The organism is Geodermatophilus sp. SYSU D00079, assembly GCF_054050635.1.
On record NZ_JBJGZS010000007.1, the window covers coordinates 20,130 to 41,220 of the forward strand.

The following is a 21,091-nucleotide window of genomic DNA, read 5'->3' on the forward strand; positions in this document are numbered from 1 at the left end:
ACAGTCTGCCGGGTGCTGCGCGGGGGACCTGCCGACGGCGCGGGTGTGCTCTCCGCCGCACGGCGGGTCGCCGACCTCGACGCGGTGGCCGGCGGCCGGGTCGACGTGGTGGTCGTCGGCGGCGGGGTGACCGGTACCGGCGTGGCCCTCGACGCGGCGGCGCGGGGGCTGTCGGTCGCGCTGCTGGAGCGGACCGACCTCGCCGCGGGCACCAGCCGCTGGTCGTCGAAGCTGGTGCACGGCGGGCTGCGCTACCTGGCCCACGGGGAGTTCGCGCTGGCGCGGGAGAGCGCCCGGGAACGCGCCGTCCTCATGGGGGCGACCGCCTCGCACCTGGTCCGCCCGCTGGCCTTCCTCGTGCCCGACGCGGCCGGGCGCGGCGTCAGCGCGCTGGCCGGCGTCGGGGGCCGGCTGGGGGACGCCGTCCGGGCGTCGGTGCCGGGCGGGCGTCGGTCGCTGCCGGGTACCCGCCGGGTGGACGCCGCCGAGGTGGCCCGGCTGACCCCCGGCGTGCGCGGGCGCCAGGGCGGGCTCGTCTTCTGGGACGGCCAGCTCACCGACGACGCCCGGCTGGTGGTAGCGCTGGCCCGGACGGCGGCCGAGCACGGGGCGCGGGTGCTGACCGGTGCGGCGGTCCGGGCGGTGGACGGCGCCGACGTGCACGTGGAGACCGACGACGGTGAGGCGCTGTCGCTGCGGGCCGGGGTGGTGGTCAACGCGACCGGTGTCTGGGCGCAGCAGCTGGCCCCCGGGGTGCGGCTGGTGCCGTCGCGGGGCTCGCACCTGGTGGTGCCGGCCGCGCGGCTGGGCTCGCCGTCGGCCGCGCTCACCGTGCCCCTGCCGGGGTCGCGGTCGCGGTACGTCTTCGCGCTGCCGCAGCCGGGCGGGCTGGTGTACCTGGGCCTGACCGACGAGCCGGTGCCCGGCCCGGTCGGCGACGAGGACCCGGTGCCCGACGACGCCGAGGTGGCGCAGCTGCTGGAGACGGTGAACCAGGTGCTCGCCGAGCCGCTGACCCGGGCCGACGTGGTGGGCGCCTACGCCGGGCTGCGGCCGCTGGTGCTGCCCGCGTCGGCCGGCGCCGGCCCCGGTGACGCGACCGCCGACCTCTCCCGCCGGCACCTGCTGCGCTGGGACGGACCGGTCCTCACCCTGGTCGGCGGCAAGCTCACCACCTACCGCGCGATGGCCGAGCAGGCCGTCGACGCCGTGGTGGCGCGGCTGGGCCGGGGCGTCCCGCGGTCCTGCACCGCGCGGCTGCCGCTGGTGGGCGCCGCGCCGCACCGGGCGCTGGAGCGGGTGGAGGCGCCGCCGCGGCTGGTGGCGCGGTACGGCACCGAGGCGCCGGTCGTGGCCGGGCTCGGCGCCGACCCGGTGGTCGCGGGGCGGCCGGAGACGGTGGGGGAGCTGCGGTTCGCCGTCCGCGCGGAGGGGGCGCGGACCGTGGCCGACCTGCTGGACCGGCGGGTGCGGATCGGCCTGGTGCCGGCCGACCGGGAGCGCGCCGTCCCGGTGGCCGAGCGGGTGCTCGCCGAGGAGCTCTGAACCGCGTCGAGATCGCGTGATCTCGCACCGTCGCGCCCCGTGGGGCGTGCGAGATCACGCGATCTCGACGGGGAGGCGGGGAGGCTGGTCAGCCGGCGGGGACCTCGCGCAGGTGGGCGTCGAGGGCCAGCAGGCCGCGGCGGACCCCGACCGCCACCGCACCCATCGCGAAGAACCCCTCGTCGTCGGAGACGGTCGCGGTGCGCAGCAGCCGGACCAGCCGGTCGAGGGCGGCGGTCGCACCGGCGATGACGGCGTCGCGCTGGTCCGGCGTCGCCCCGTCGGTGCTGTGGTACGGCGTGCGCACGACGCCGGCCAGGCCGTCCAGCGCGTCGGCGAGCACCCAGCCGGTGCCGGCGTCCACCAGGTCCACCCCGCGGCGGTGCGGCTGGAACTCGACCACCAGCGAGGTGAGGTCGTCGACGAGGACGGCGACGCGGTCGACCGCGCGGGACTCCTCGCGGATGCTCGTGGCGCGGCCCTGCCACCGGCGGGCGCGCGGGTTGGCCCGGCGGGACCGCTCGACCTGTGCCTCGGCCGCGCGCATGTGGTCCAGCTCGCGGTCCAGGCGCCCGGCGCGGCCGGCCCACTCGGCGGCGTCGGGCACCCGGCCCTCGCGCAGGGTCGCGGCGATGTCGTGCAGGTGCGCGGCCAGCAGGGTGCGGGTGCGGCCGATCTGCTGCACCGCCCGGGTCAGCTGCAGGGGCGGGAAGAGCACCGTGGTGACGAGGACGCCGGTCGCCGCGCCCAGCAGCGTCAGCCCGGCGTAGCGCAGCACGTAGGCGTCCGGGTCGTCGAGCCCGACGGTGAGCATGAGGACGGCGGCGAAGCTGACCCAGCTGGCCTGCTCGCGCCACAGCCCCCACTGCTCGACGGCGACCGCCAGCGCCACGATCAGCGCGATGGTGAGGGCGTTGGGCACCGCCCGGGTCAGCTCGTAGACCGCGACCGCCAGCCCGAAGCCGGTGAGGATGGCCAGCACGCTGCGCCAGGCCGCGCTGGCGGAGTCGGCGATCGTGGGGTGGACGGCGATGACCGCGCCGAGCGGGGCGTAGTACGCGTAGTCCGACAGCGCCGGCGGCAGCAGGACCGCGACCTGCCAGGCCAGCCCCGCGGCGACCGCTGCCCGCACACCCCGCTGGAGGGCCGGACGGCGCAGCAGGGCGAGCAGGGTGTCCACGGGCACCCAGGATGACCGGTGTGCCGGGCGCCGGTGTCGACCCGGGGGAGTGACGCTGGTCGCAGTCAGGCCGCCGGTGCCTCGACCGCGTCGAGGGCCAGCAGGGAGCGCTCCACACCGACGGCCACGGCCGCCACGGCGAGGAAGGCGGGGTCGTCGTCGAGCGTCGTGCGCCGCAGCCGGTCGACCAGGCCGTCGAGGGCCGCGGTGGCGGCGGCGACGGCCCGGTCCCGGTCGTCGGGCCGGGTGCCGTCGGCGGCGTGGTACGGCGTCCGCACCACCCCGGCCAGCCCGTCCAGCGCGAGGGCGAGCCGGCGCGCGGTGTCGGCGTCCGGCCGGTCGGTGTCGCGGCGGTGCGACGGGTACTCCGCCACCACGGCGGTGACGTCGTCGAGGAGGACGGCGACCCGGTCCAGGGCGCGGGACTCGTCGTGCACCCGCGCGGCGGCGTCCTGCCACCGGGCGGCGCGGGGGTTGGCCCGCCGGGCCCGCTCCACCGTCCGCTCGGCGTCGCGCATCGCGTCGAGCGCGGTCCGCAGGGCGGCGCCGCGGGCCCGCTCGTCCTCGGGGGTGGGGAAGCGCCCGGCCCGCAGCTCCGCGGCGGTCCGGCCCACGTGCTCGGCGACCAGGGTGCGCGTGCGCGCGATCTCGCGGGTGGCCCGCGTGAGCTGCAGCGGCGGGAAGAGCAGCAGGGTCGCCAGCACGCCGATCCCGGCGCCGAGCAGGACCAGCCCGGCGTAGGAGAGGACGAAGTCCGCCGTGTCGCCGATGCCGATGGTGAGCACGAAGACGGCGGCGAAGCTCACCCAGCCGGCGTTCTCGCCGAGCACCCGCCACTGCTCGAGGACGACGGCGAGCGCCACGAGCAGGGCCAGCACCGCGGCCTCGGGGAGGCCGCCGGCGAGCCGGTCCACGGCGACCGCCAGGCCCGAGCCGAGCAGGATGGCCAGCACCGTCCGCCAGGTCGCGCTGGCCGAGTCGGCCACCGTGGGGTGCACGGCGATGATCGCCCCCATCGGGGCGTAGTAGGCGTACTCGGGGAACGGGGCCGGCAGCAGCACGGCCACCTGCCACGCCAGGCCCGCGGCGATCGCCGCCCGGATCCCCCGCTGGGCCTGCGGGTGGCGGAGGAACGCGCGGAAGCCGGTCACGTCGACCCAGCATGGGGAGGAACCGTGCGGTCCGCTCCTCGGCCCATCCCACTTAGTGGGAAGGCTGTTCCGTTGGGTGGGACGGCGGAGTAGGACTGGGGCATGGCCGACACCTACACGCACGGGCACGCCGACGCCGTCCTGCAGTCCCACCGCTGGCGCACCGCGGAGAACTCCGCGGCGTACCTGCTCCCGCTGCTGCGCCCCGGCCAGGACCTCCTCGACGTCGGCTGCGGGCCCGGGACGATCACCGTCGACCTGGCCGCGCGCGTGGCCCCGGGGCGGGTCGTCGGGCTGGACGTCTCGGCCGCACCCCTCGAGGAGGCCCGCGCGGCGGCCGCCACGGCCGGGGTCGACGTGACGTTCGCGGTCGGCGACGTCTACGCGCTGGAGGTGGCCGACGACTCCGTCGACGTGGTCCACGCCCACCAGGTGCTGCAGCACCTCACCGACCCGGTCGCCGCGCTGCGCGAGATGGCCCGGGTGTGCCGGCCGGGCGGGGTGGTCGCCGTCCGGGACGTGGACTACGCCACGGTCACCTGGTTCCCCGCCGACGCGGGCCTGGACCGGTGGCTGGAGCTGTACTACGGCGTCGCGCGCCGCAACGCCGCCGAGCCCGACGCCGGGCGCCGGCTGCTGGCCTGGGCGCACGCCGCGGGGCTGCGTGACGTCACCGCGACGACGTCGTCGTGGTGCTACGCCTCGCCGGCCGAGCGGGAGTGGTGGGGCTCCTCCTGGGCCGGCCGCGCGACGGCGTCGGCCTTCGCCGAGCAGGCCCTGGCGTACGGGCTGGCCACGCCGGGCGACCTCGAGGAGGTCGCCGCGGCGTGGCTGCGCTGGTCGGCCGCGGACGACGGCTGGCTCGGGATGATGCACGGCGAGCTGCTGATCCGCGTCTGAGCCGCGGGCCGACCCCGTCGAGATCGCGGGATCTCGCACGCCCGGAGGCCCGGGACGGTGCGAGATCCCGCGATCTCGACGGAGGGGGTCACGCGCCGTGCCGGGCGGCGTTGGCCTGGATCGCGGTGCTCACGTACCGGGCCAGGCCGGGCGCGATCCGCTCGTAGTGGGCGGTGAACCGCTCGTCCTCCACGTACATGCGGCCCAGACCCGCGTGGATCTCGTAGCCGCAGTCGTAGAAGTTCCGGCTGATCTGCTGCCGGTGCTCCTCGGCCAGGTCCATCGCCGGCTCCGAGTCGGCGGGGACGCCGTCCCGCAGCGCCGCGGCGAACCGCGTCTCGACGTCCTCACCCTCGGCCTTGACCCGCACCCAGTCGTCCTTGGTGTAGGCGCGGGTGCGCCGCTGGGACTGCTCCCACGCCTCGGTGTCGCCCCAGCGCTGCTCGGCCTCGGCCTCGTACTCCTCCGGCAGCCAGTCGCCGAACAGCTCGAACCGCTCCTCGGGGGTCAGGGAGATCCCCATCGCTCTCGCCTCCATCTCCTTCTCCACGGCCGCGACCATCGCCTGCGTCCGTTCCAGCCGGTCCTGCAGCAGCCGGTGCTGGCGGCGCAGGTGCTCGGCGGGATCGGCGGACGGGTCGTCCAGCAGGGTCGCGACCTCCTCGAGGGGGAACCCGAGCTCGCGGTAGAGCAGCACCTGGTGCAGCCGGTCCAGGTCGGCCGGCGAGTACCGGCGGTAGCCGGCCGCCGTCCGCCCGGACGGCGACAGCAGCCCGATCCGGTCGTAGTGGTGCAGCGTGCGCACCGTGACCCCGGCCAGGGCCGCCACCTCACCCACGTTCACGGGTCCCTCCTCTCTGACGGGGACGAGTGCACAGCCTGACGTCGCGTCAGGGTCAAGCGCGATGTCACCGCGGTGCGCCAGGCTGCCCCCATGGACGCCAAGGAGGACCTGCTCACGTACCTGCACGCCCGGCAGGCCGACCTGCTGGCCAAGCTCGACGGGCTCGACGAGTACGCCGTCCGCCGGCCGATGACCCCGACCGGCACCAACCTGCTCGGGCTGGTGAAGCACGTGGCCTACGTGCAGCTCGGGTACTTCGGGGAGGTCTTCGGCCGGCCCAGTGGCCGCTCCTACCCGTGGGACGACGGCGAGGACGACGCCGACATGTGGGCGACCGCCGACGAGCGCCGCGAGGACGTGGTGGAGCTCCACCGGTTCTCCGCGGCGCACGCCGACGCGACGATCGAGGCCCTCCCGCTCGACGCGGTGGGCGAGGTGCCCTGGTGGCGGGAGGATCGGCGCCGGCCGACGCTGCACACGGTCCTGGTTCACGTGTGCGTGGAGGTCGCCCGGCACGCCGGCCACGCCGACGTCGTCCGGGAGCTCGTCGACGGTTCGGTGGGCATGAGCGCGGCCAACCCCAACGTCCCCGAGCGCAGCGCCGCGGAGTGGGCCGTCTTCCGCGAGCGGATCGAGGCGGCGGCACGGCAGGCGGCCGGTCGCGACGGTGCGCCGGACCCGACGGGTGGCCCTCGCGCGGATGGGTGAGGATCGCACGCATGGCCGCCGACGACGTCTCGCCCGAGGACCCCTTCCCCCGCAAGCGTGTCCGGGTGGACCGGCGGGCCGACGGCAACCTCCAGATGGCCTACGTCGAGGTGGGGGAGGGTGATCCGATCGTCTTCCTGCACGGCAACCCGACGTCGTCCTACCTGTGGCGCAACGTGCTGCCGCACGTGCAGCACCTGGGCCGCTGCCTGGCGCCCGACCTCATCGGCATGGGGGAGTCGGACAAGCTGCCCGACCCGGGGCCCGGCACGTACTCCTTCGCCGCCCACGCCGGCTTCCTGGAGCGCTTCCTCGCCGAGGTCGGCGCCACCGAGCGGGTCACCGTCGTGGCGCACGACTGGGGCTCCGCGCTCGGCTTCGACTGGGCCCACCGGCACCCCGGCGCGGTCCGCGGGCTCGCCTTCACCGAGGCGATCGTGACCCCGCTGACCTGGGCGGACTGGCCGGCGGCCGCGCGGGGCATCTTCCGCACCATGCGCGGTCCCGACGGGCCGGCGGCGGTGCTGGAGAAGAACGCCTTCGTCGAGCGGATCCTCCCCGCCTCGGTGGCCCGCGGGCTCAGCCCCGAGGCGCACGAGCGGTACCGGCAGCCCTTCCGGGACCCCGAGGACCGCTGGCCGACGCTGGAGTGGCCCCGTCAGATCCCGATCGAGAACGTGCCCCCGAAGGTCCGGGACGTCGTGGCGGGATACGGGCAGTGGCTGCGCACCAGCGACGTGCCGAAGCTGTTCCTCAACGCCGACCCCGGCTCCATCCTGGTCGGCCGGCAGCGCGCCTTCGTGCGCAAGTGGGCGGCGCTGACCGAGGTCACGGTGCCGGGAGCGCACTTCGTGCCGGAGGACTCGCCGCACGAGATCGGCCGGGCGCTGGCCGAGTGGATCCCGACGCTGCGCTGAGCGCCCGGGCGGGGGCGCGCCCCCGGCGTGACGCAGCTGGACCGAGGGGGGCGCACGTCCCGGCGGACCCGCCGGTCAGGCGGGCTGGGCCTCGGCCGCCGCCACCGTGGGGACGACGCCGGCGGCCCCCGGGAACGACCGGTTGCTGAACTCCCGCATCTGCGGCCCCCAGCGGCGCATCGCCGTGCGGTGCGGATCGGTCCGGACGAACGCGGCCACCGCGGCCTGGTCGTCCCACCACGACACGGTCGTGAAGTGGCGGGCCAGGGGCCGGGCCCGCAGGTGCAGCGAACGCGCCCCCGGGGAGCGCATGGCCTGCCGGCGGATGGCGAGCGAGTCCCGGAAGAAGGCGGGGACGTCGCGGAACCGGCGCAGGTGCAGCTGGGTGAGCACGACGACGCCCGGTCCGTCACCGACGGCGCCGGCCTCCCACGGCAGGTCGGGGATGTGCGGCACGACAACCTCCTTAACAGTTGTTAAGGAGCAGGCTAGGCCTGTTCTTAACGCATGTAAAGTGACGTTGTGCCCCCACGGACCCCCGGCCGGCTGCGCGCGGACCTCGTCGCCGCCGCCGCCGCGCTGATCGAGCGGACCGGAGCGGTGGAGGCCGTCACGCTGCGCGCGGTCGCCCGCGAGGCCGGGGTCAGCGCGCCGGCGGTGTACGGGCACTTCGCCGACCTGGACGCCCTGGTCGACGCCGTCCTCGAGGAGGGCTTCCTCGCCCTCCGCGCGGCGATCGAGGCGGCGGTGGCCGGCGTCGCGGACCCGGTGGAGCGGCTGGTGGCGGGCTGCCGGGCCTACGTCGCGGCCGGCCTCGCCGCGCCCGCCCGCTACCGGGCGATGTTCCAGGGCCGGCAGGTCCCCGGTGGGGCCGGTGCCTTCGACGTCCTCGTCGACGCCGTCACCGCCTGCCAGGAGGCCGGGCGCTCGGCGGGCCGGGACGCCCGCAGGGACGCCACGCTGGTCTGGACAGCGCTGCACGGGGTGGTGACGCTGCGGGCCGCGGGCGTCGGGGCCCCGGACCTCGACGGCGGGCTGCGCGACCTGGTCGGCCGGCTCGCCCTGGTGGCGCCGGATACCTCAGGCGGGGACGGCGCGGGCTGAGCGCCGCGCGCTCTTGACGCGGTACATCGCCGCGTCGGCGGCGGCCAGCGCCGTCTCGGGCGTGTCGCCGAGGTCGCAGATCGTGACGCCGATGCTCACGCCGACGCGGTGCTCGCCCCCGCGGTCGTCGCCCAGCGGGGTGTCGAAGGCCGCCGTGATCCGGTCGGCCACCGACCGGGCCGCACCGGGCCCGTCCAGCCCCGTGCACAGCACGACGAACTCGTCACCGCCCAGGCGCGCCACGGTGTCGCCCGGCCGCACCGCGGCCTGCAGCCGGCCGGCGGCCTGGACCAGCACCTCGTCCCCGACGGCGTGGCCGGCGGTGTCGTTGACCGGCTTGAACCCGTCGAGGTCGCAGAACAGGACCGCGAGCGGCTCCGGTGCCCGCCGCGTGGGCTCCAGCAGCTGGCCGAGCCGGTCCATCAGCAGGGCCCGGTTGGGCAGGCCGGTGAGCGGGTCGTGCAGCGCCGCGGCGCGCAGGGCGCGCTCCAGCTCGCGCTGCTCCGTGACGTCGGCCAGGGTCACCACCGCGCCCAGCAGCCCCCCGTCGTCGTCCCGGATGGGCGTGCCGGACGCCACCACCTGGCGGGCGGCGCCCCCCGCCGGGGCGATCCGCATCTCCACGTCCGCCAGCCGGCCCTCGCGGAACACCCGGGTGAGCGGGACGCGGTGCGGGGCGAGTGCGCGCCCGTCGGTCTCGGTGAGGGAGAAGGCGGTGGGCAGGTCGGCGACGTCGACCCGGGGGTCGGCGTCGACCCCGTGCCACCGCCGGCTCACCTCGTTGAAGAGCACCACCCGGCCGTCGGGGTCGGCGGCGACGACGCCGACGGGCAGCGCCTCCAGCAGCGCGCGGACGAAGGCCTCGGAGCGGGCGAGCTCGGCGTGCGCCTGCTCGGCCTCCCGGCGGGCGACCGCGGTGGCGGCGGCGACGTCGGCGAGCTGCCGGACGGCGCGGCGCCGCTCGAAGATGCCGACGACCACGTCGGCGAGGTCGCCGAGGCGGTCGCGGTCCTCCGCGGTGAAGGGGCGCGGGCGCTCGTCCATCACCGCCAGCGTCCCGACGGTGGTGCCGTCGACGACGAGCGCGGCGCTGGCGTACCCGCGCACCCGGGCGCGACGGCCGTCGACCCACGGGTTGGTCGCGAAGCGGGGGTCGGCACCGAGGTCCTCGAAGGCGTGCACGCCCGGGCCCCAGCCGGCCAGGACGGCGCTGATGGACGTGTCGCCCGGTGACACCCCACCGGGGAAGCCGTGCGGGGAGAGCTGGTGCTGGTCGTCCGCGTCGAGCAGGTGCACGGTCGCGTAGGGCATCCCGGTGACGGCGGCGGCCACGCGGACCACCCCGTCCACCTCGGGGTCACGGCGGACGTCGAGGACCTCCAGCTCGTGCAGCAGCGCGGCGCGTCTGCCCGCTGGCTCGGTCACTGGTCCCACTGCTCCTCGGTGTCGTCCCGGCGCGGCCGGCACCTCCCGCCGTCCTGCAGGTGCATCGACGTGCTCCCGGGCCCGGTTGAGCGCACCGCGCGGGGCCTCCCCCGGACGGGGTGGTCTCGGATCAGGAGACCAGGACGCGCACCGTCTCCACGGCGGCCACGACGGCGAAGACCAGGAACAGCACGGCCGCGACCCGCCGGATGAGCGCGACCGGCAGGCGGTCGGCCAGCTTCTTGCCCAGGAACACCGCCAGCCCGGACACGGTGAGCAGCGCGGCCCAGGCGCCGACGAACACCGACACCGGGTCGTCGAGGCGGGCCGCGAGACCGGCCGTGGCCAGCTGGGAGAGGTCGCCCCACTCCGCGGCGAAGAGCACACCGAAGGAGATGGCCGCGGCGCGGAAGAACGACGTCCCCTCGCGACCGGCGGCGACGTCGTCGGCGTCCTCCGGTCCGCTGCCCGCGCTGCGCCACAGCAGCACCGCGCCGACGAGGAAGAGGACGGCCACGACCCCGCTGACCAGCGCCTCGGGGAGCAGTGAGAGCAGGCTGCCGGCCGTGACGGCGATCGCCACCTGCAGGCCGAAGGCCGCCCCCACACCGACGAACACCGGCCAGTGCGGGAGGCGGGTGGCCAGCACCAGGCTGGCGAACAGCGTCTTGTCCGGCAGCTCGACCGGGAGGACGAGGACGAACGCGGTCGCGATGACGGACAGGGACAGCACGGGTTTCTCTCTTCCGCTCGGCACTGCCGGGCGGGTGCGGGCGCGCCTCCGACCGGCAGCACGGGACTGCACAGGCCGAAGGTCTCGCCCACCCACGCCGGGGGCGTGGGCCCGCTGACCGGGCGACCACCGCGAGGTGGTGCGCCAGCGTGTCGACCAGCGGACGGGGGGCTACTCCCCTTCTCGGCCCGCCAGCGTAGCCGAGCGCACCCGGGAATCCGGGTGCGCGGGGGTGAGGTGCGGCACTAGCGTCGGGTCATGCCGTTCCGTTGACGCCCGGCCACGGCCCCCCTGACCCCCGCCGCCCGGCCGCTGGCCCGGCTGGCCGTGGGCTGGGCCGCGCTCTCCGAGCTGGTCCCGTACTACCCGCTCTACGCGCTGCTGTTCCTCGACACCGGCCTGTCCGGCGCGCAGGTGTCCGCGCTGTTCGCCGTCTGGTCGGTGACCGGCCTGCTCACCGAGGTCCCGGCCGGCGTCCTGGCCGACCGCTGGTCGCGCCGCGGGGTCGTCGTCCTCGGCGGCGTGCTGCAGGCGGCCGCCTTCGCCGTGTGGACCGCCGCCCCCGCGGCCCCCGCGTTCGCCGTCGGGTTCGCGCTGTGGGGCGTGTCCTCGGCGCTGGTGTCCGGCGCGGCGGAGGCCCTGGTCTACGACGGGCTGGCCGCGGTCGGCGCGGAGTCGTCCTACGCCCGGGTCAACGGCTGGATGACCGCGGCCGAGCTGCTGGTGCAGATCCCGACGGCGGCCGCGGCGAGCGCACTGTTCGCCCTGGGCGGGTACCCGGCCGTCGGCTGGGTGAGCGTCGCGGTGTGCCTGGCCGCCGCCGCGCTCGCGCTGCGCTTCCCCGAGGCGCGGCACGTCGCGCAGGACGACGAGGACGAGGACGTGCCGCTGCGGCAGGGCGTGGCCGAGGCGCTGCGCCCGGGCCTGCGGCTCACCGTGCTCGCCGTGGCGCTCCTCGGCGGCCTGGACGCGGTCGAGGAGTACTTCCCCGTCCTCGCCGGCGACTGGGGCGTGCCGACCGAGGCCGTCCCCTTCGCCGTCCTGGCCACCGCGCTGGCCGGGGCGCTCGGCGGGGCGCTGGCCGGCCGGGCCGAGCGGCTGCCCGACCGCTGGCTGCCGGCACTGCTGGCGCTCACCGGCCTGCTCCTCGTCGTCACCGCGCTGTGGGCCCGGCCGGCGGCGCTGGTCGCGCTCGCGGCGGCCTACGGCGTCTACGTCGCGGTGCTGGTCGTCGGGGAGGCGCGGCTGCAGCACCGCATCACCGGGCCGCACCGCGCGACCGTCACCTCGGTGGCGGGGCTGGGCCTCGAGCTCGCCTCGCTGCCGGTGTTCGCGGCCTGGGCGCTCGGCGGGCTGGGTGGCGTCGCGGTCGTCGTCCTCGCGGTCGTCCCGCTGGTGGCCGCGGGGCTGCGCCGGCCGCCCGCGGCGGCTCAGGCGACGGGGTAGGCCGCCTCGGCGGCGGCCGTGGCCGCCCGCAGCACCTCCTTGACCGGCACCCCCAGCCGCGCGGCCAGCGCGGCCACGTCGTCGAACTCGACGCTGACGTTCACCACGCGGCCGTCGAGGACGGCGAGCTTGACCCCCACCCGGCCGTCGAGCACGGCGACCGACGCCGACGTCCGCTCCAGGGCGACCTTGCCGACCGGCACCACCCGCAGCCCGATCGTCGACGTCGTGGCGAACACCGTCGCCCGGAGCCCGTCGACCGCGCCGGGCGGGCACAGCACCGACAGGGTGTGCGCCGGGCGCCCCTTCTTCATGAGGACCGGGGTCAGCCAGGCGTCCGAGGCGCCGGCGGCCAGCAGCCGGTCCAGGACGCCGGGCCACAGCCGCGGGTCCAGGTCGTCGACGTTGGCCTCCAGCACCACCGCCGAGGCCGGCGTGGGCCGCTCGGGCTCGCCCAGCACCAGCCGGACGACGTTGGGCAGCTGCTCGGGGTCGCGGGCGCCGGCGCCGGTGCCGACGCGGGTCACCCGCATCGGCGGCAGCGTCGTCCACTCGTCCACCCGGGCGGCCAGCAGCGCGGCGCCGGTGGGGGTGCAGGCCTCGGCGGGCACCGGGCCGGCGTGCACCGGCACCCCGGCCAGCAGCTCCAGCACCGCCGGCGCGGGGACCGGGACGACGCCGTGCGCGCTGCGGGCCGACCCGCTGCCCAGGGCGACGGGGGAGGCGGTGAGCCGCGACAGGCCCAGGTGCTCGAACGCCGCCACCACGCCCACGACGTCGGCGAGCGCGTCCAGCGCCCCGACCTCGTGGAACTGGACGTCGTCCGGGGCGACGCGGTGGACCCGGCCCTCGGCGACGGCCAGCCGCTCGAAGACCGCGAGCGCGCCGGCGCGGACCGCGGGGGCGAGGTCGGCGCCGCCGAGCAGCTCGCGGACGTCGGCCCAGGTGCGGTGCGCCGTCGACGGCGGGGCGTGCACGTGCACGCGGGTCGCCCCCAGCCCGTGCCGGCTCACCTGCTCGGGGACCAGGCGGACGGGCTCCACCGGCAGCGCGGCGACGGCCGCGGCCGGGACCTCCAGGGGCACCCCGGCGTCCACCAGCGCGCCCAGGAGCAGGTCACCCGACGCCCCCGCCGCGAGGTCCAGCCAGCCGATCACGCGAGGACCGTAACCGCCGCTCGCCGACCTGCTTCTGCGGCGTTCCGCGCACTCCTGCGGTGGTGCACAGCCGCGAGGGCGGGCCGAACACCGCAGGAGGTACCTAGCGGCGCGTCCTCCGGGCGATGCGCGCGGCGAAGACGCCGGCGGCGTGGCCGTTGTCGATGTTGCTGACCACGACCCCGGGTGAGGCCGAGTTCAGCATGGTCAGCAGGGCGCTGAACCCGCCGAACGAGCCGGGCTGCCCGGTGGAGGTGGGCACGGCGACGATCGGCACGTCGGTCATCGCGCCGACCAGGCCGGCCAGCGAGGCGTCCATGCCCGCGACGACGACCAGGCAGTCGACGTCGTCGAGCAGCGAGCGGTCGGTCAGCAGCGGCCGGATCCGGCTGCCGCCGACGTCGTCCACCCGCACCACCGAGGTGCCGGTGACCCGGGCGGCGAAGGCGGCCTCGGCGGCCACGGGCAGGTCGCCGCCCGCGCCGCACAGCACGCCGATGCGTCCGGCGGGGTCGGGCAGCGGCCCGACGGCCGCGGACATCGCCGCGGCGTCGACGGTGGTGTACGCGTCGTGCTCGCTGGCCAGCGCCACCAGGGTCTCGGCGGTGGCGCGCACCACCACGGCGGGCCGGGCGGGGAACTGCCGGCGGGCCTCGCGGACCAGCGCCAGCACCTGCTCGGTGCTGCGGCCGGTGGCCCAGATGACGTCGGGCTCGGACGGCGCGTCGCGAAGCGGCGCCGGGGGAGCGGGCTCGGCCGGCGGGACCGGGCCGAGCGCGGGCTCGACGGGACTGCCCAGGCCCAGCGGCGGGTCGACCGGGTCGACGAGGAGGGGGGCGAAGCCGCCGGGGTCACCGGCGGGGTCGTCCAGCGGGGAAGGCTGCACGGCAGGGACCCTAGGCGCCGCGACGACCGGCTCCCGGGCACCGGCGGGGGCCGTGTCGGTCCCTCCGGGCTCGTCCGTCACAGGCGTCGCACCGGCCGGCGGCGCGCCGAACAGCGCGTCGAGCGGGCTGTCCCCGGCGCGGGTCTGGGTCTTGGCCGACAGGCGGACGACGCGGTCGCGGCCGCGGCGCTTGGCGTCGTAGAGCACCCCGTCGGCGGCGGCGAACAGCGTGCGGCGGTCGTCGCCCAGGGTGGCCGAGGCAATGCCGACGCTGATGGTGACCGGGAGGGGCACGCCGAGGGCCGCCCAGTCGTGGGCGGCCACCGCGCGGCGGGTGCGCTCCAGCGCCCGCTCGGCCTGCTCGGCGGTGGTCTCCGGCAGCAGCACGACGAACTCGTCCCCGGCCCAGCGGCACACCTCGTCGGTGTCGCGGACGCCGGCGACCAGCAGCTCGCCCACCGTGCGCAGCACCGTGTCGCCGGTGGGGTGCCCGGCGGTGTCGTTGACCTCCTTGAACCGGTCGACGTCGACCACGGCCAGGGCGGGGGCGGCGCCGGAGGACAGCAGCACGTCCAGCCGGGCCTCCGCGTAGCGCCGGTTGGGCAGGTGGGTGAGCGGGTCCTCGTAGGCCTGCCGGCGCAGCTGCCCGGCGGCGCGCTCGGTCTCCAGCAGGCTCTTGCGCCGGCCGAACAGCTCCACCCAGCGGGTGCGCCGCTCGTCGACCCGGTCCAGCTCGTCGGCGAGGTAGGCCTGCAGGTAGGGCAGGGCCCGGCCGGCGTCGTCCAGTTCCGAGTGCAGCGTGCACAGCTCCCGCAGCGCGGCCCGGCGCAGTCGCGGCAGCCCGTGCTCGGTGGCGATGGCCAGCGCCCGGGCCAGCTGCTCGTCGGCGCCGCGGCCGTCGCCCTGGCGGCGCAGCGCCCGGCCCAGCGCCAGCAGCGCGGCCGCCAGCAGCGCGCGGTCGCCGCCGCCGGAGGTGACGCGGACGGCGGCGCGCAGCGGGGCGGCGGCCGCGGTGTGCTCGCCGAGACCCACCAGCGCCCAGCCGTGCACCACCTGGGCGGCGACGACCGCGTCGGCGGCCTCGGCCGGCAGCAGGGCCAGCGCCTGCTCGGCCAGCTCCCGGGCCTCGGCGAAGTGCGTCTCCGCGGCGTCGGGGAGCCCGTCGTCCAGCAGCGCCTCGCCCAGCTCGGCGCACAGCTCGCCCAGGCGGGTCGCGGTGCGGGCGACGAGCACGCCGGGGGCGCCGTCCCCCCGGGCCGGCTCCCCGGCCGTCACCGCGGCGGCCTCGTGCGCCCGCCGCTGGTAGTCCAGGGCCAGGGGCATGAGCTCCAGGTCGGCGAGCACCGCGGCGAGGGTGCCGAGGGTGTCGATCAGCAGCGGGGACGGCGGCAGCGCGGGGTCCAGCAGGCTGGCGGCCTCGACCGCCTCGTCCATCGCGGCGTCGATGCGGCGCGACAGCAGCTCGATGCGGGCGTGCCGGGCCAGGCCGGCGGCGCGCTGCAGGTCGTCGTCGGCCGCGTCGAACGCCGCCTTGGCCGAGCGCACCAGCGCGATCGCCAGGGCGGCGCGGGCCGCCGACTCCGCCCGCGGGTCGCCGTCGTCGGTGGGGTCCGAGCCGGCCGGGGGGCCGTCGAGGAGCCCGGCGACCCCGGCGTGCAGGTCGAGGGCGGGTGGGGTGCCGGTGCCGTGCGGCGGCTCCACCGGGTCGCCGACCAGCGTGAACCCGGCCACCCGCAGCCGGCGGACCAGCAGCTCGGCGCGCAGCGTGTCGGCCCAGGCCCGGCCGAGGGCGTCCGGCGCGTCGTCGGGGGAGGGGGCCTCGTAGGGCGAGGTGCCGGTCCCGACGTCGGCGAGCAGCTCCTCGGCGTCGTCGAGCTGCCAGTTGGCCAGCGCAGCGGTCACCCGTTGGTGCAGGGTCCCCGGTGGCACGAGCGCACTGTGCACGGCGTCCCGCGCCGAGTCGAGCACCGGCCGGGGGGCGCGCCGACGGTCGTCCGTTTCGTCACAGCCGTCCCATCCGGCGAGGCCGGTCACGAGGCGTCCTCGCGCGGCGCCCGGCCGCCCGGGGCGCGCACCCGGTTGCGGCCGCTGCGCTTGGCGGTGAACAGGTGCAGGTCGGCGGTGTCGAACAGCGAGCGCCACGCGAGCGGCTCCTCGGCGGGACCGGCCGCGGTCGCCACCCCGATGCTCACGGTGACCGGCCCGGTCAGCTGCAGGTCCGCCCAGTCGGCGCCGGCCACGGCCGCGCGCAGCCGGTCCATGGCGACCAGCGCCTGGCTCTCGGTGGCCGTCGGCAGGACGACGAGGAACTCGTCGCCGGCCCAGCGGTACACCTCGTCGCCGGTGCGGCTGTGCTCCAGGAGCAGGGCGGCCACCCGGCGCAGCACCTCGTCGCCGTGCGAGTGGGAGGTGTCGTCGTTGACCTCCTTGAACCGGTCGACGTCGACCACGGCCAGCGACAGGGGCTCCTCGCCCAGCCGCAGCGTGCCCAGCCGCCGCTCCGCGCTGCGCCGGTTGCCCAGGCCGGTGAGGGGGTCCTCCATCGCGTGCCGCCGCAGGACGGCGGTCTGCCGCTCGGCCTCCCGCAGCCGGCTGCGCCGCACGAACATCTCCGCCCACAGCTCCCGGCCGCGGGCGTGCGCGCGCCCGGTGTCGGCGCGGTAGGCCTCCAGCCAGTGCAGCGCCTCGGCGGGGCGGCCCATCGCGGCGGTGCTCTGGCCCAGCTCCAGCAGGCACTGCCGGTAGCGCCGGCGGTCCCCGGTGGCGGCGAAGGCGCCCGCGGCGTCGACCAGCAGGTCGGTGGCCTCGGCGCCGTGCCCGCCACCGCCCTGGGACCGCGACAGCCGGGTGAGCAGCCGGGCGAGCACCAGGTCGGTGTACCCGCGCAGCCAGATGCCGCCGTCGCGGTGCACCCGCCGGTGCGCGCTGCGCAGCGGGCCGAGGGCGTCGTCGAGGTCGCCGCGGCAGGTGAGCCCCCACGCCTGGACGACGTCGAGCAGGTCCTGGTCGGCCGGCTCGGGCTCCCAGTCCAGGGCGCGGGCGGTCTGCGCGCACTCGACGGCGACGTCGGCCAGCTCCCGGGAGCGGTCGAGGTCGCCGCGCCGGTGCAGCGTCTGGGCCAGCTCCGCGTGCTGCTGGGCGCACAGCTGCAGCAGCAGCCACTGGTCGGCGAGGTCGGGCAGGGCCGCGGCGACCCGGTGCCCGGACAGCGCCTGGGCGACGGCGAGCTCCTCGAGGTCGAGGGCGGTGAGGGTGAGCGACAGCCACCGGTGGGCCTGGTGCAGCGCCCGCGAGGGCCCACCGGCGCCGGGGCCCTCCGCGATCAGGCTGGCGTCGATGGCGGTCAGCATCGCGGCGTCGAAGTGGTCGGAGGCGACCTCCACGTGGGCCAGGTAGGCCAGCGTCAGCGCCGTCTGCGCCGTGGGCGCGCACCGGACCAGCGCGTCGCGGGCCGCCCGCACACCGTCCGCGGCGACCTCCCGGTCCCCGTCGAGCAGGCCCCGCCGGGCGGTGAAGGCGTGCCGCCAGGCCGTCCAGCGCGGCTCGGTGGCCGCGGCCAGCGGCGCCTCGGCCCGGTCGTGCTCGGCGGTGAACACGGTGGGGTCGTCCTGGGAGCTGGCCGCCAGGAGCCGCCAGAGCGCGCCGTCGAGTTCGTCCTCGACGAGGCGGTCCGGGCCGGCGGTCACGCATCCCTCCATCGACGGGTCAACGACCGGGGCGGCCGCCGGGTGCGGGGAGTGACGCAGCTCTCCCCGGCGGGGCGATCGCCCCGGGCCCATCGCACTACCCTCGTCGGATGCCTGCGATGCCCCCGACGCGGTTCGCCTATCTCGGGCCCGAGGGTACCTTCGCCGAAGCGGCCCTGAGCAGCGTCGTTCCCCCTGGGGAGGGGGTCCGGCAGCCCGCGGCCAGCGTCCCGGCGGCGCTCGCCGCGGTCCGGTCCGGGGAGGCCGACGCGGCGCTGGTGCCCATCGAGAACTCGGTCGAGGGTTCGGTGCCGGCGACCATGGACGCGCTGGCCGACGGCGCCCCGCTGCTGATCACCCGCGAGGTGTTCCTGGCGGTCTCCTTCGTGCTCGCCGTCCGGCCGGGCACCGGGCTGCCCGACGTCCGCAGCGTGGCCAGCCACCCGCACGCTCTGGCGCAGACCGCCCGGCGGCTGGCCGAGCTGCTGCCCGGCGTCGTCCCGCTGCCGGCGACGTCCACCGCGGGCGCGGCCCGGCAGGTCGCCGAGGGGGAGTTCGACGCCGCGGTCTGCGCCCCGATCGCCGCGCAGCGGTACGGGCTCACCGCCCTGGTCGAGGACGTCGCCGACCACCCCGGCGCGGTCACCCGCTTCCTGCTCGTCGCCCCGCCCGGACCGCTGCCCGCCCCCACCGGCAACGACAAGACCTCGCTGGTCGCGGTGGTCGGCGACCGCACCGGCGCCCTGCTGGAGCTGCTGCGGGAGTTCTCCGTCCGCGGGATCAGCCTGACCCGCATCGAGTCGCGCCCCACGCGGGAGCGGCTGGGCGTGTACTCGTTCTCCCTCGACTGCGAGGGCCACGCCGCCGACGCCCGCGTGGGGGAGGCGCTGGCCGGGCTGCACCGGGTGTGCGACGACGTCCGCTTCCTCGGCTCCTACCCGCGGGCCGACGGCCGGGAGAACAAGCCGGTGCCGCCGACGGCCGCCGACGACGCCTTCGCCGAGGCCGCCGGCTGGGTGCAGGCCGTGCGCGAGGGCCGCGCCTGAGGAAGGGCCCTTCGCACGCGCGCCCGACCTCTCCACCCGCCTCCCCGTGTCGATCATCGGGTTCGTGCTCGCCCACGCGGCGTGTCGGCGCGCGTCGCGGGCACCAAGCCCATGATCGACGCCGGGCCTCAGGTCCTGACCCGGGCGCGGTCGGCGGCGCGCACCACGGCCCCGCCGATCGCCTCCAGCTCCGTGCGGTTGCCCGCCTCGACGTCGTGGCGGCTACACGCGAGCCGGCTCGCGCTCGGGCTCCGCCCGCGTCGGGCCCTTCGCCAGCGCGCCGGGCCACCACACGCGGTCGCCGATGAGGTGCACCGCGGCCGGCACCAGCAGCGAGCGGACCAGGAAGGTGTCGAGCAGGACGCCGAAGCCGACGAGGAACCCCAGCTGGGTGAGGATCACCAGCGGCAGCACGGTGAGCGCCCCGAAGGTGGCCGCCAGCACCAGCCCGGCCGAGGTGATGACGCCGCCGGTGACCGCCAGGGCCCGCAGCACGCCGTCCCGCGTGCCGTGCCGCATCGACTCCTCGCGGGCCCGGGTCATGAGGAAGATGTTGTAGTCGATCCCGAGCGCCACGAGGAAGACGAACCCGATCAGCAGCACCTGCGGGTCGCTGCCCGGGAAGTCGAAGAGGTGCTCGAACACCAGCGCGCTCACCCCGACCGTGGAGAGCACGCTCAGCGCGACCGTGGCGACGAGCAGCACCGGCGCGACCAGCGCCCGCAGCAGCAGGGCGAGCACCGCGGTGATGACCAGCAGCACCAGCGGCACGATCACCGCCAGGTCGCGGGCCGCGGTGTCCTGGGTGTCCAGGTCGCTCGCGCTGGAGCCGCCGACCAGCGCCTCGGGGTCGACGTCGCGCACCGCCGTCCGCACCTCGGTGACGGTCTGCTGGGCCGCCTCGCTGTCGGGGGCGTCGTCGAGGGTGACGTCGAGCCGGACCAGCCCGTCGACCTCCACCGGCTCGGTGGCGCCCGCCCCGGGCGGGCCGGCGCGCTCGCCGGTGAAGGGTGCGACGGAGGTGACGCCGTCGATGCCCTGCGCCGCCTCGGCGACCGCCGGCCAGGCGTCGGCGGGCGTGACCACCACCGCCGGGCTGGCGCCGCCGGCGTCGAAGTGGCGCGCCAGCGCCTCCTGGCCCGTGGCCGACGGCGAGCCGCCGCGGACGGCATCGGAGAGCGCGATGCCCCCGGCGTCGAACGTGGGCGCGAAGGCGGCGAGCACGACCAGCAGGCCGACGCTGCCCAGCAGCACGCGGACCGGACGGCGTCCCACGCCGGTCGCGACCCGCTGCCAGCCGCGGCCCTGCGGCTGCTCGACGCCGTACCGCGGCCGGAACGGCCAGAACGCCGCGCGCCCGAAGAGCACCAGCACCGCCGGCAGGAAGGTGAGCGCCGCCAGCACGGCGAACGCGATGCAGACCGCGGAGACCGGCCCCAGGCCCCGGTTGGAGCCGAGGTCGGAGAACAGCAGGCAGAGGACGCCGAGGACGACGGTGGCACCGCTGGCCACGATCGGCTCCCACGACTGCCGGAGCGCGATCCGCATCGCGGTGTACCTCGACTCCTCGAGGCGCAGCTCCTCGCGGTACCGGGCGACCAGCAGCAGGCCGTAGTCGGTGGCCGCACCGACGACCAGGATCGAGGCGATGCCCTGGCTCTGCCCGTTGACCGCGATCCAGCCCCGCTCGGCCAGGAGGTAGACGACGGCCAGGGACACCACCAGGGCCATGCCGGCGGTGCCGATGACCAGCAGCGGCAGCACCGGGCTGCGGTAGACGACCAGCAGGATCAGCAGGACGACGCCGAACGCCGCGAGCAGCAGCAGGCCGTCGATCCCGGAGAAGCCCTCGGCGAAGTCGCTGAAGACCGCGCCGGGGCCGGTGACGTGCGCGGTGGTGCCCTCGACGGCGGGCAGGTCGCGCAGCCCGGTGACCACCTCGCCCAGCACGTCCCCGAGGTCGGGGCTGAACGGCAGCACGGCCTGCGCGGCGACGCCGTCCTCCGAGGGGATGGGCGGGGACGCCTCGCCGGTCAGGGCACCGGCCTCCTCGGCGAGGGCGACGGCCTCGGTGGTGCGCTCGCCGATCTCCGCGAGCTGGGCCGCGTCGAGCGCGCCGTCCTCGCTCTCCCACAGCAGGACGACCGGCAGGCTGCGCTCGGTGCGGAAGCCGGCCTGCAGCTCGGTGACGCGGGTGGACTCGGCGCTGCTGGGCAGGAAGGCCGCGGAGTCGTTCTCCGAGACCGCGCCCAGCTTGCCGCTGAAGGAGCCCAGGGGGCCGGCCACTGCCAGCCAGGCCAGGGCGATGAGGGCGGGGACCAGCCAGCGGGCCACGGACCGGGAGCGGGGCATGATGTCCTTCG

General features: G+C 77.1%; 17 protein-coding genes and 1 pseudogene. 7 read left to right on the top strand and 11 right to left on the bottom strand.

Annotated elements, in window-relative coordinates; translation table 11 throughout:
• Positions 1 to 12: 12 nt before the first annotated feature.
• On the top strand, positions 13 to 1,545 hold the full coding sequence (locus ACI79E_RS08275) for a glycerol-3-phosphate dehydrogenase/oxidase (RefSeq protein ID WP_456932047.1): 1,533 nt from the start codon (positions 13 to 15) through the stop codon (positions 1,543 to 1,545).
• An 88-nt stretch (positions 1,546 to 1,633) separates the two neighbouring features.
• Here the strand turns inward: ACI79E_RS08275 and ACI79E_RS08280 are convergent, their stop codons facing one another.
• Positions 1,634 to 2,725, bottom strand: a complete 1,092-nt coding sequence (locus ACI79E_RS08280; RefSeq protein ID WP_456932048.1) for an FUSC family protein — start codon at positions 2,723 to 2,725, stop codon at positions 1,634 to 1,636.
• A 65-nt stretch (positions 2,726 to 2,790) separates the two neighbouring features.
• Positions 2,791 to 3,876 carry an FUSC family protein gene (locus ACI79E_RS08285; RefSeq protein ID WP_456932049.1) on the bottom strand — a complete coding sequence of 362 codons (1,086 nt, stop codon included), beginning with the start codon at positions 3,874 to 3,876 and terminating at the stop codon, positions 2,791 to 2,793.
• Between the two features lie 102 nt (positions 3,877 to 3,978).
• Here ACI79E_RS08285 and ACI79E_RS08290 point away from each other — a divergent pair, with 102 nt between their 5' ends.
• On the top strand, positions 3,979 to 4,776 hold the full coding sequence (locus ACI79E_RS08290; protein ID WP_456932050.1) for a methyltransferase domain-containing protein: 798 nt from the start codon (positions 3,979 to 3,981) through the stop codon (positions 4,774 to 4,776).
• Between the two features lie 88 nt (positions 4,777 to 4,864).
• On the opposite strand, the gene ACI79E_RS08295 is transcribed toward ACI79E_RS08290, so the two are convergent.
• A complete protein-coding gene (locus tag ACI79E_RS08295) occupies positions 4,865 to 5,620 on the bottom strand; it encodes a MerR family transcriptional regulator (RefSeq protein ID WP_456932051.1) in 756 nt (251 codons plus the stop codon).
• A gap of 90 nt (positions 5,621 to 5,710) precedes the next feature.
• On the opposite strand from ACI79E_RS08295, the gene ACI79E_RS08300 reads away from it, so the two are divergent.
• Positions 5,711 to 6,328: a DinB family protein gene (locus tag ACI79E_RS08300; RefSeq protein ID WP_456932052.1), complete on the top strand. Its 618-nt coding sequence runs from the start codon at positions 5,711 to 5,713 to the stop codon at positions 6,326 to 6,328.
• An 11-nt stretch (positions 6,329 to 6,339) separates the two neighbouring features.
• The gene (locus tag ACI79E_RS08305) at positions 6,340 to 7,245 is read left to right on the top strand and encodes a haloalkane dehalogenase (RefSeq protein ID WP_456932053.1); all 906 of its coding nucleotides are present in this window, start codon (positions 6,340 to 6,342) and stop codon (positions 7,243 to 7,245) included.
• Between the two features lie 75 nt (positions 7,246 to 7,320).
• Here the strand turns inward: ACI79E_RS08305 and ACI79E_RS08310 are convergent, their stop codons facing one another.
• Positions 7,321 to 7,701 carry an antibiotic biosynthesis monooxygenase gene (locus ACI79E_RS08310; RefSeq protein ID WP_456932054.1) on the bottom strand — a complete coding sequence of 127 codons (381 nt, stop codon included), beginning with the start codon at positions 7,699 to 7,701 and terminating at the stop codon, positions 7,321 to 7,323.
• Between the two features lie 66 nt (positions 7,702 to 7,767).
• Between ACI79E_RS08310 and ACI79E_RS08315 the strand changes: the two genes are divergently transcribed.
• Positions 7,768 to 8,349 (top strand): TetR/AcrR family transcriptional regulator, encoded by a 582-nt coding sequence (locus ACI79E_RS08315; RefSeq protein WP_456932055.1) that lies wholly within the window; start codon positions 7,768 to 7,770, stop codon positions 8,347 to 8,349.
• Here ACI79E_RS08315 and ACI79E_RS08320 read toward each other — a convergent pair.
• Both ACI79E_RS08320 and ACI79E_RS08325 read right to left on the bottom strand, forming a co-directional pair.
• Positions 8,326 to 9,774, bottom strand: a complete 1,449-nt coding sequence (locus ACI79E_RS08320) for a diguanylate cyclase domain-containing protein (RefSeq protein WP_456932056.1) — start codon at positions 9,772 to 9,774, stop codon at positions 8,326 to 8,328. The two genes, ACI79E_RS08315 and ACI79E_RS08320, sit on opposite strands and share 24 nt — an antisense overlap.
• Positions 9,775 to 9,904: 130 nt before the next feature.
• Positions 9,905 to 10,507 (bottom strand): TMEM165/GDT1 family protein, encoded by a 603-nt coding sequence (locus ACI79E_RS08325; protein WP_456932057.1) that lies wholly within the window; start codon positions 10,505 to 10,507, stop codon positions 9,905 to 9,907.
• A gap of 327 nt (positions 10,508 to 10,834) precedes the next feature.
• Here ACI79E_RS08325 and ACI79E_RS08330 point away from each other — a divergent pair, with 327 nt between their 5' ends.
• Positions 10,835 to 11,953 carry an MFS transporter gene (locus ACI79E_RS08330; protein WP_456932058.1) on the top strand — a complete coding sequence of 373 codons (1,119 nt, stop codon included), beginning with the start codon at positions 10,835 to 10,837 and terminating at the stop codon, positions 11,951 to 11,953.
• Here the strand turns inward: ACI79E_RS08330 and larC are convergent.
• From larC to ACI79E_RS08345, 3 genes are all read right to left on the bottom strand, one after another.
• Positions 11,938 to 13,110, bottom strand: coding sequence for a nickel pincer cofactor biosynthesis protein LarC (gene larC, locus ACI79E_RS08335; RefSeq protein WP_456932059.1), 1,173 nt, complete (start codon positions 13,108 to 13,110; stop codon positions 11,938 to 11,940). The two genes, ACI79E_RS08330 and larC, sit on opposite strands and share 16 nt — an antisense overlap.
• Before the next feature lie 103 nt (positions 13,111 to 13,213).
• Positions 13,214 to 15,898 (bottom strand): diguanylate cyclase domain-containing protein, encoded by a 2,685-nt coding sequence (locus ACI79E_RS08340; protein WP_456932060.1) that lies wholly within the window; start codon positions 15,896 to 15,898, stop codon positions 13,214 to 13,216.
• A 128-nt stretch (positions 15,899 to 16,026) separates the two neighbouring features.
• Positions 16,027 to 17,682 carry a diguanylate cyclase gene (locus ACI79E_RS08345; RefSeq protein WP_456932061.1) on the bottom strand — a complete coding sequence of 552 codons (1,656 nt, stop codon included), beginning with the start codon at positions 17,680 to 17,682 and terminating at the stop codon, positions 16,027 to 16,029.
• 110 nt (positions 17,683 to 17,792) lie between these two features.
• Here ACI79E_RS08345 and pheA point away from each other — a divergent pair, with 110 nt between their 5' ends.
• Complete coding sequence (gene pheA / locus ACI79E_RS08350; RefSeq protein ID WP_456932062.1) at positions 17,793 to 18,728, top strand: prephenate dehydratase; 936 nt, start codon at positions 17,793 to 17,795, stop codon at positions 18,726 to 18,728.
• Positions 18,729 to 18,856: 128 nt separating this feature from the next.
• Here pheA and ACI79E_RS08355 read toward each other — a convergent pair.
• Together ACI79E_RS08355 and ACI79E_RS08360 are read right to left on the bottom strand one after the other, a co-directional pair.
• Positions 18,857 to 18,934, bottom strand: a pseudogene (locus ACI79E_RS08355) (hypothetical protein); the annotation flags it as partial.
• Between the two features lie 16 nt (positions 18,935 to 18,950).
• The gene (locus tag ACI79E_RS08360; protein ID WP_456932063.1) at positions 18,951 to 21,080 is read right to left on the bottom strand and encodes an MMPL family transporter; all 2,130 of its coding nucleotides are present in this window, start codon (positions 21,078 to 21,080) and stop codon (positions 18,951 to 18,953) included.
• Positions 21,081 to 21,091: the final 11 nt, after the last annotated feature.

Coding starts and splice junctions, on each gene's coding strand:
- ACI79E_RS08300 (WP_456932052.1), top strand. CDS start 5,711: ATGGACGCCAAGGAGGACCTGCTCACGTACCTGCACGCCCGGCAGGCC.
- ACI79E_RS08305 (WP_456932053.1), top strand. CDS start 6,340: ATGGCCGCCGACGACGTCTCGCCCGAGGACCCCTTCCCCCGCAAGCGT.
- ACI79E_RS08290 (WP_456932050.1), top strand. CDS start 3,979: ATGGCCGACACCTACACGCACGGGCACGCCGACGCCGTCCTGCAGTCC.
- pheA (WP_456932062.1), top strand. CDS start 17,793: ATGCCTGCGATGCCCCCGACGCGGTTCGCCTATCTCGGGCCCGAGGGT.
- ACI79E_RS08360 (WP_456932063.1), bottom strand. CDS start 21,080: ATGCCCCGCTCCCGGTCCGTGGCCCGCTGGCTGGTCCCCGCCCTCATC.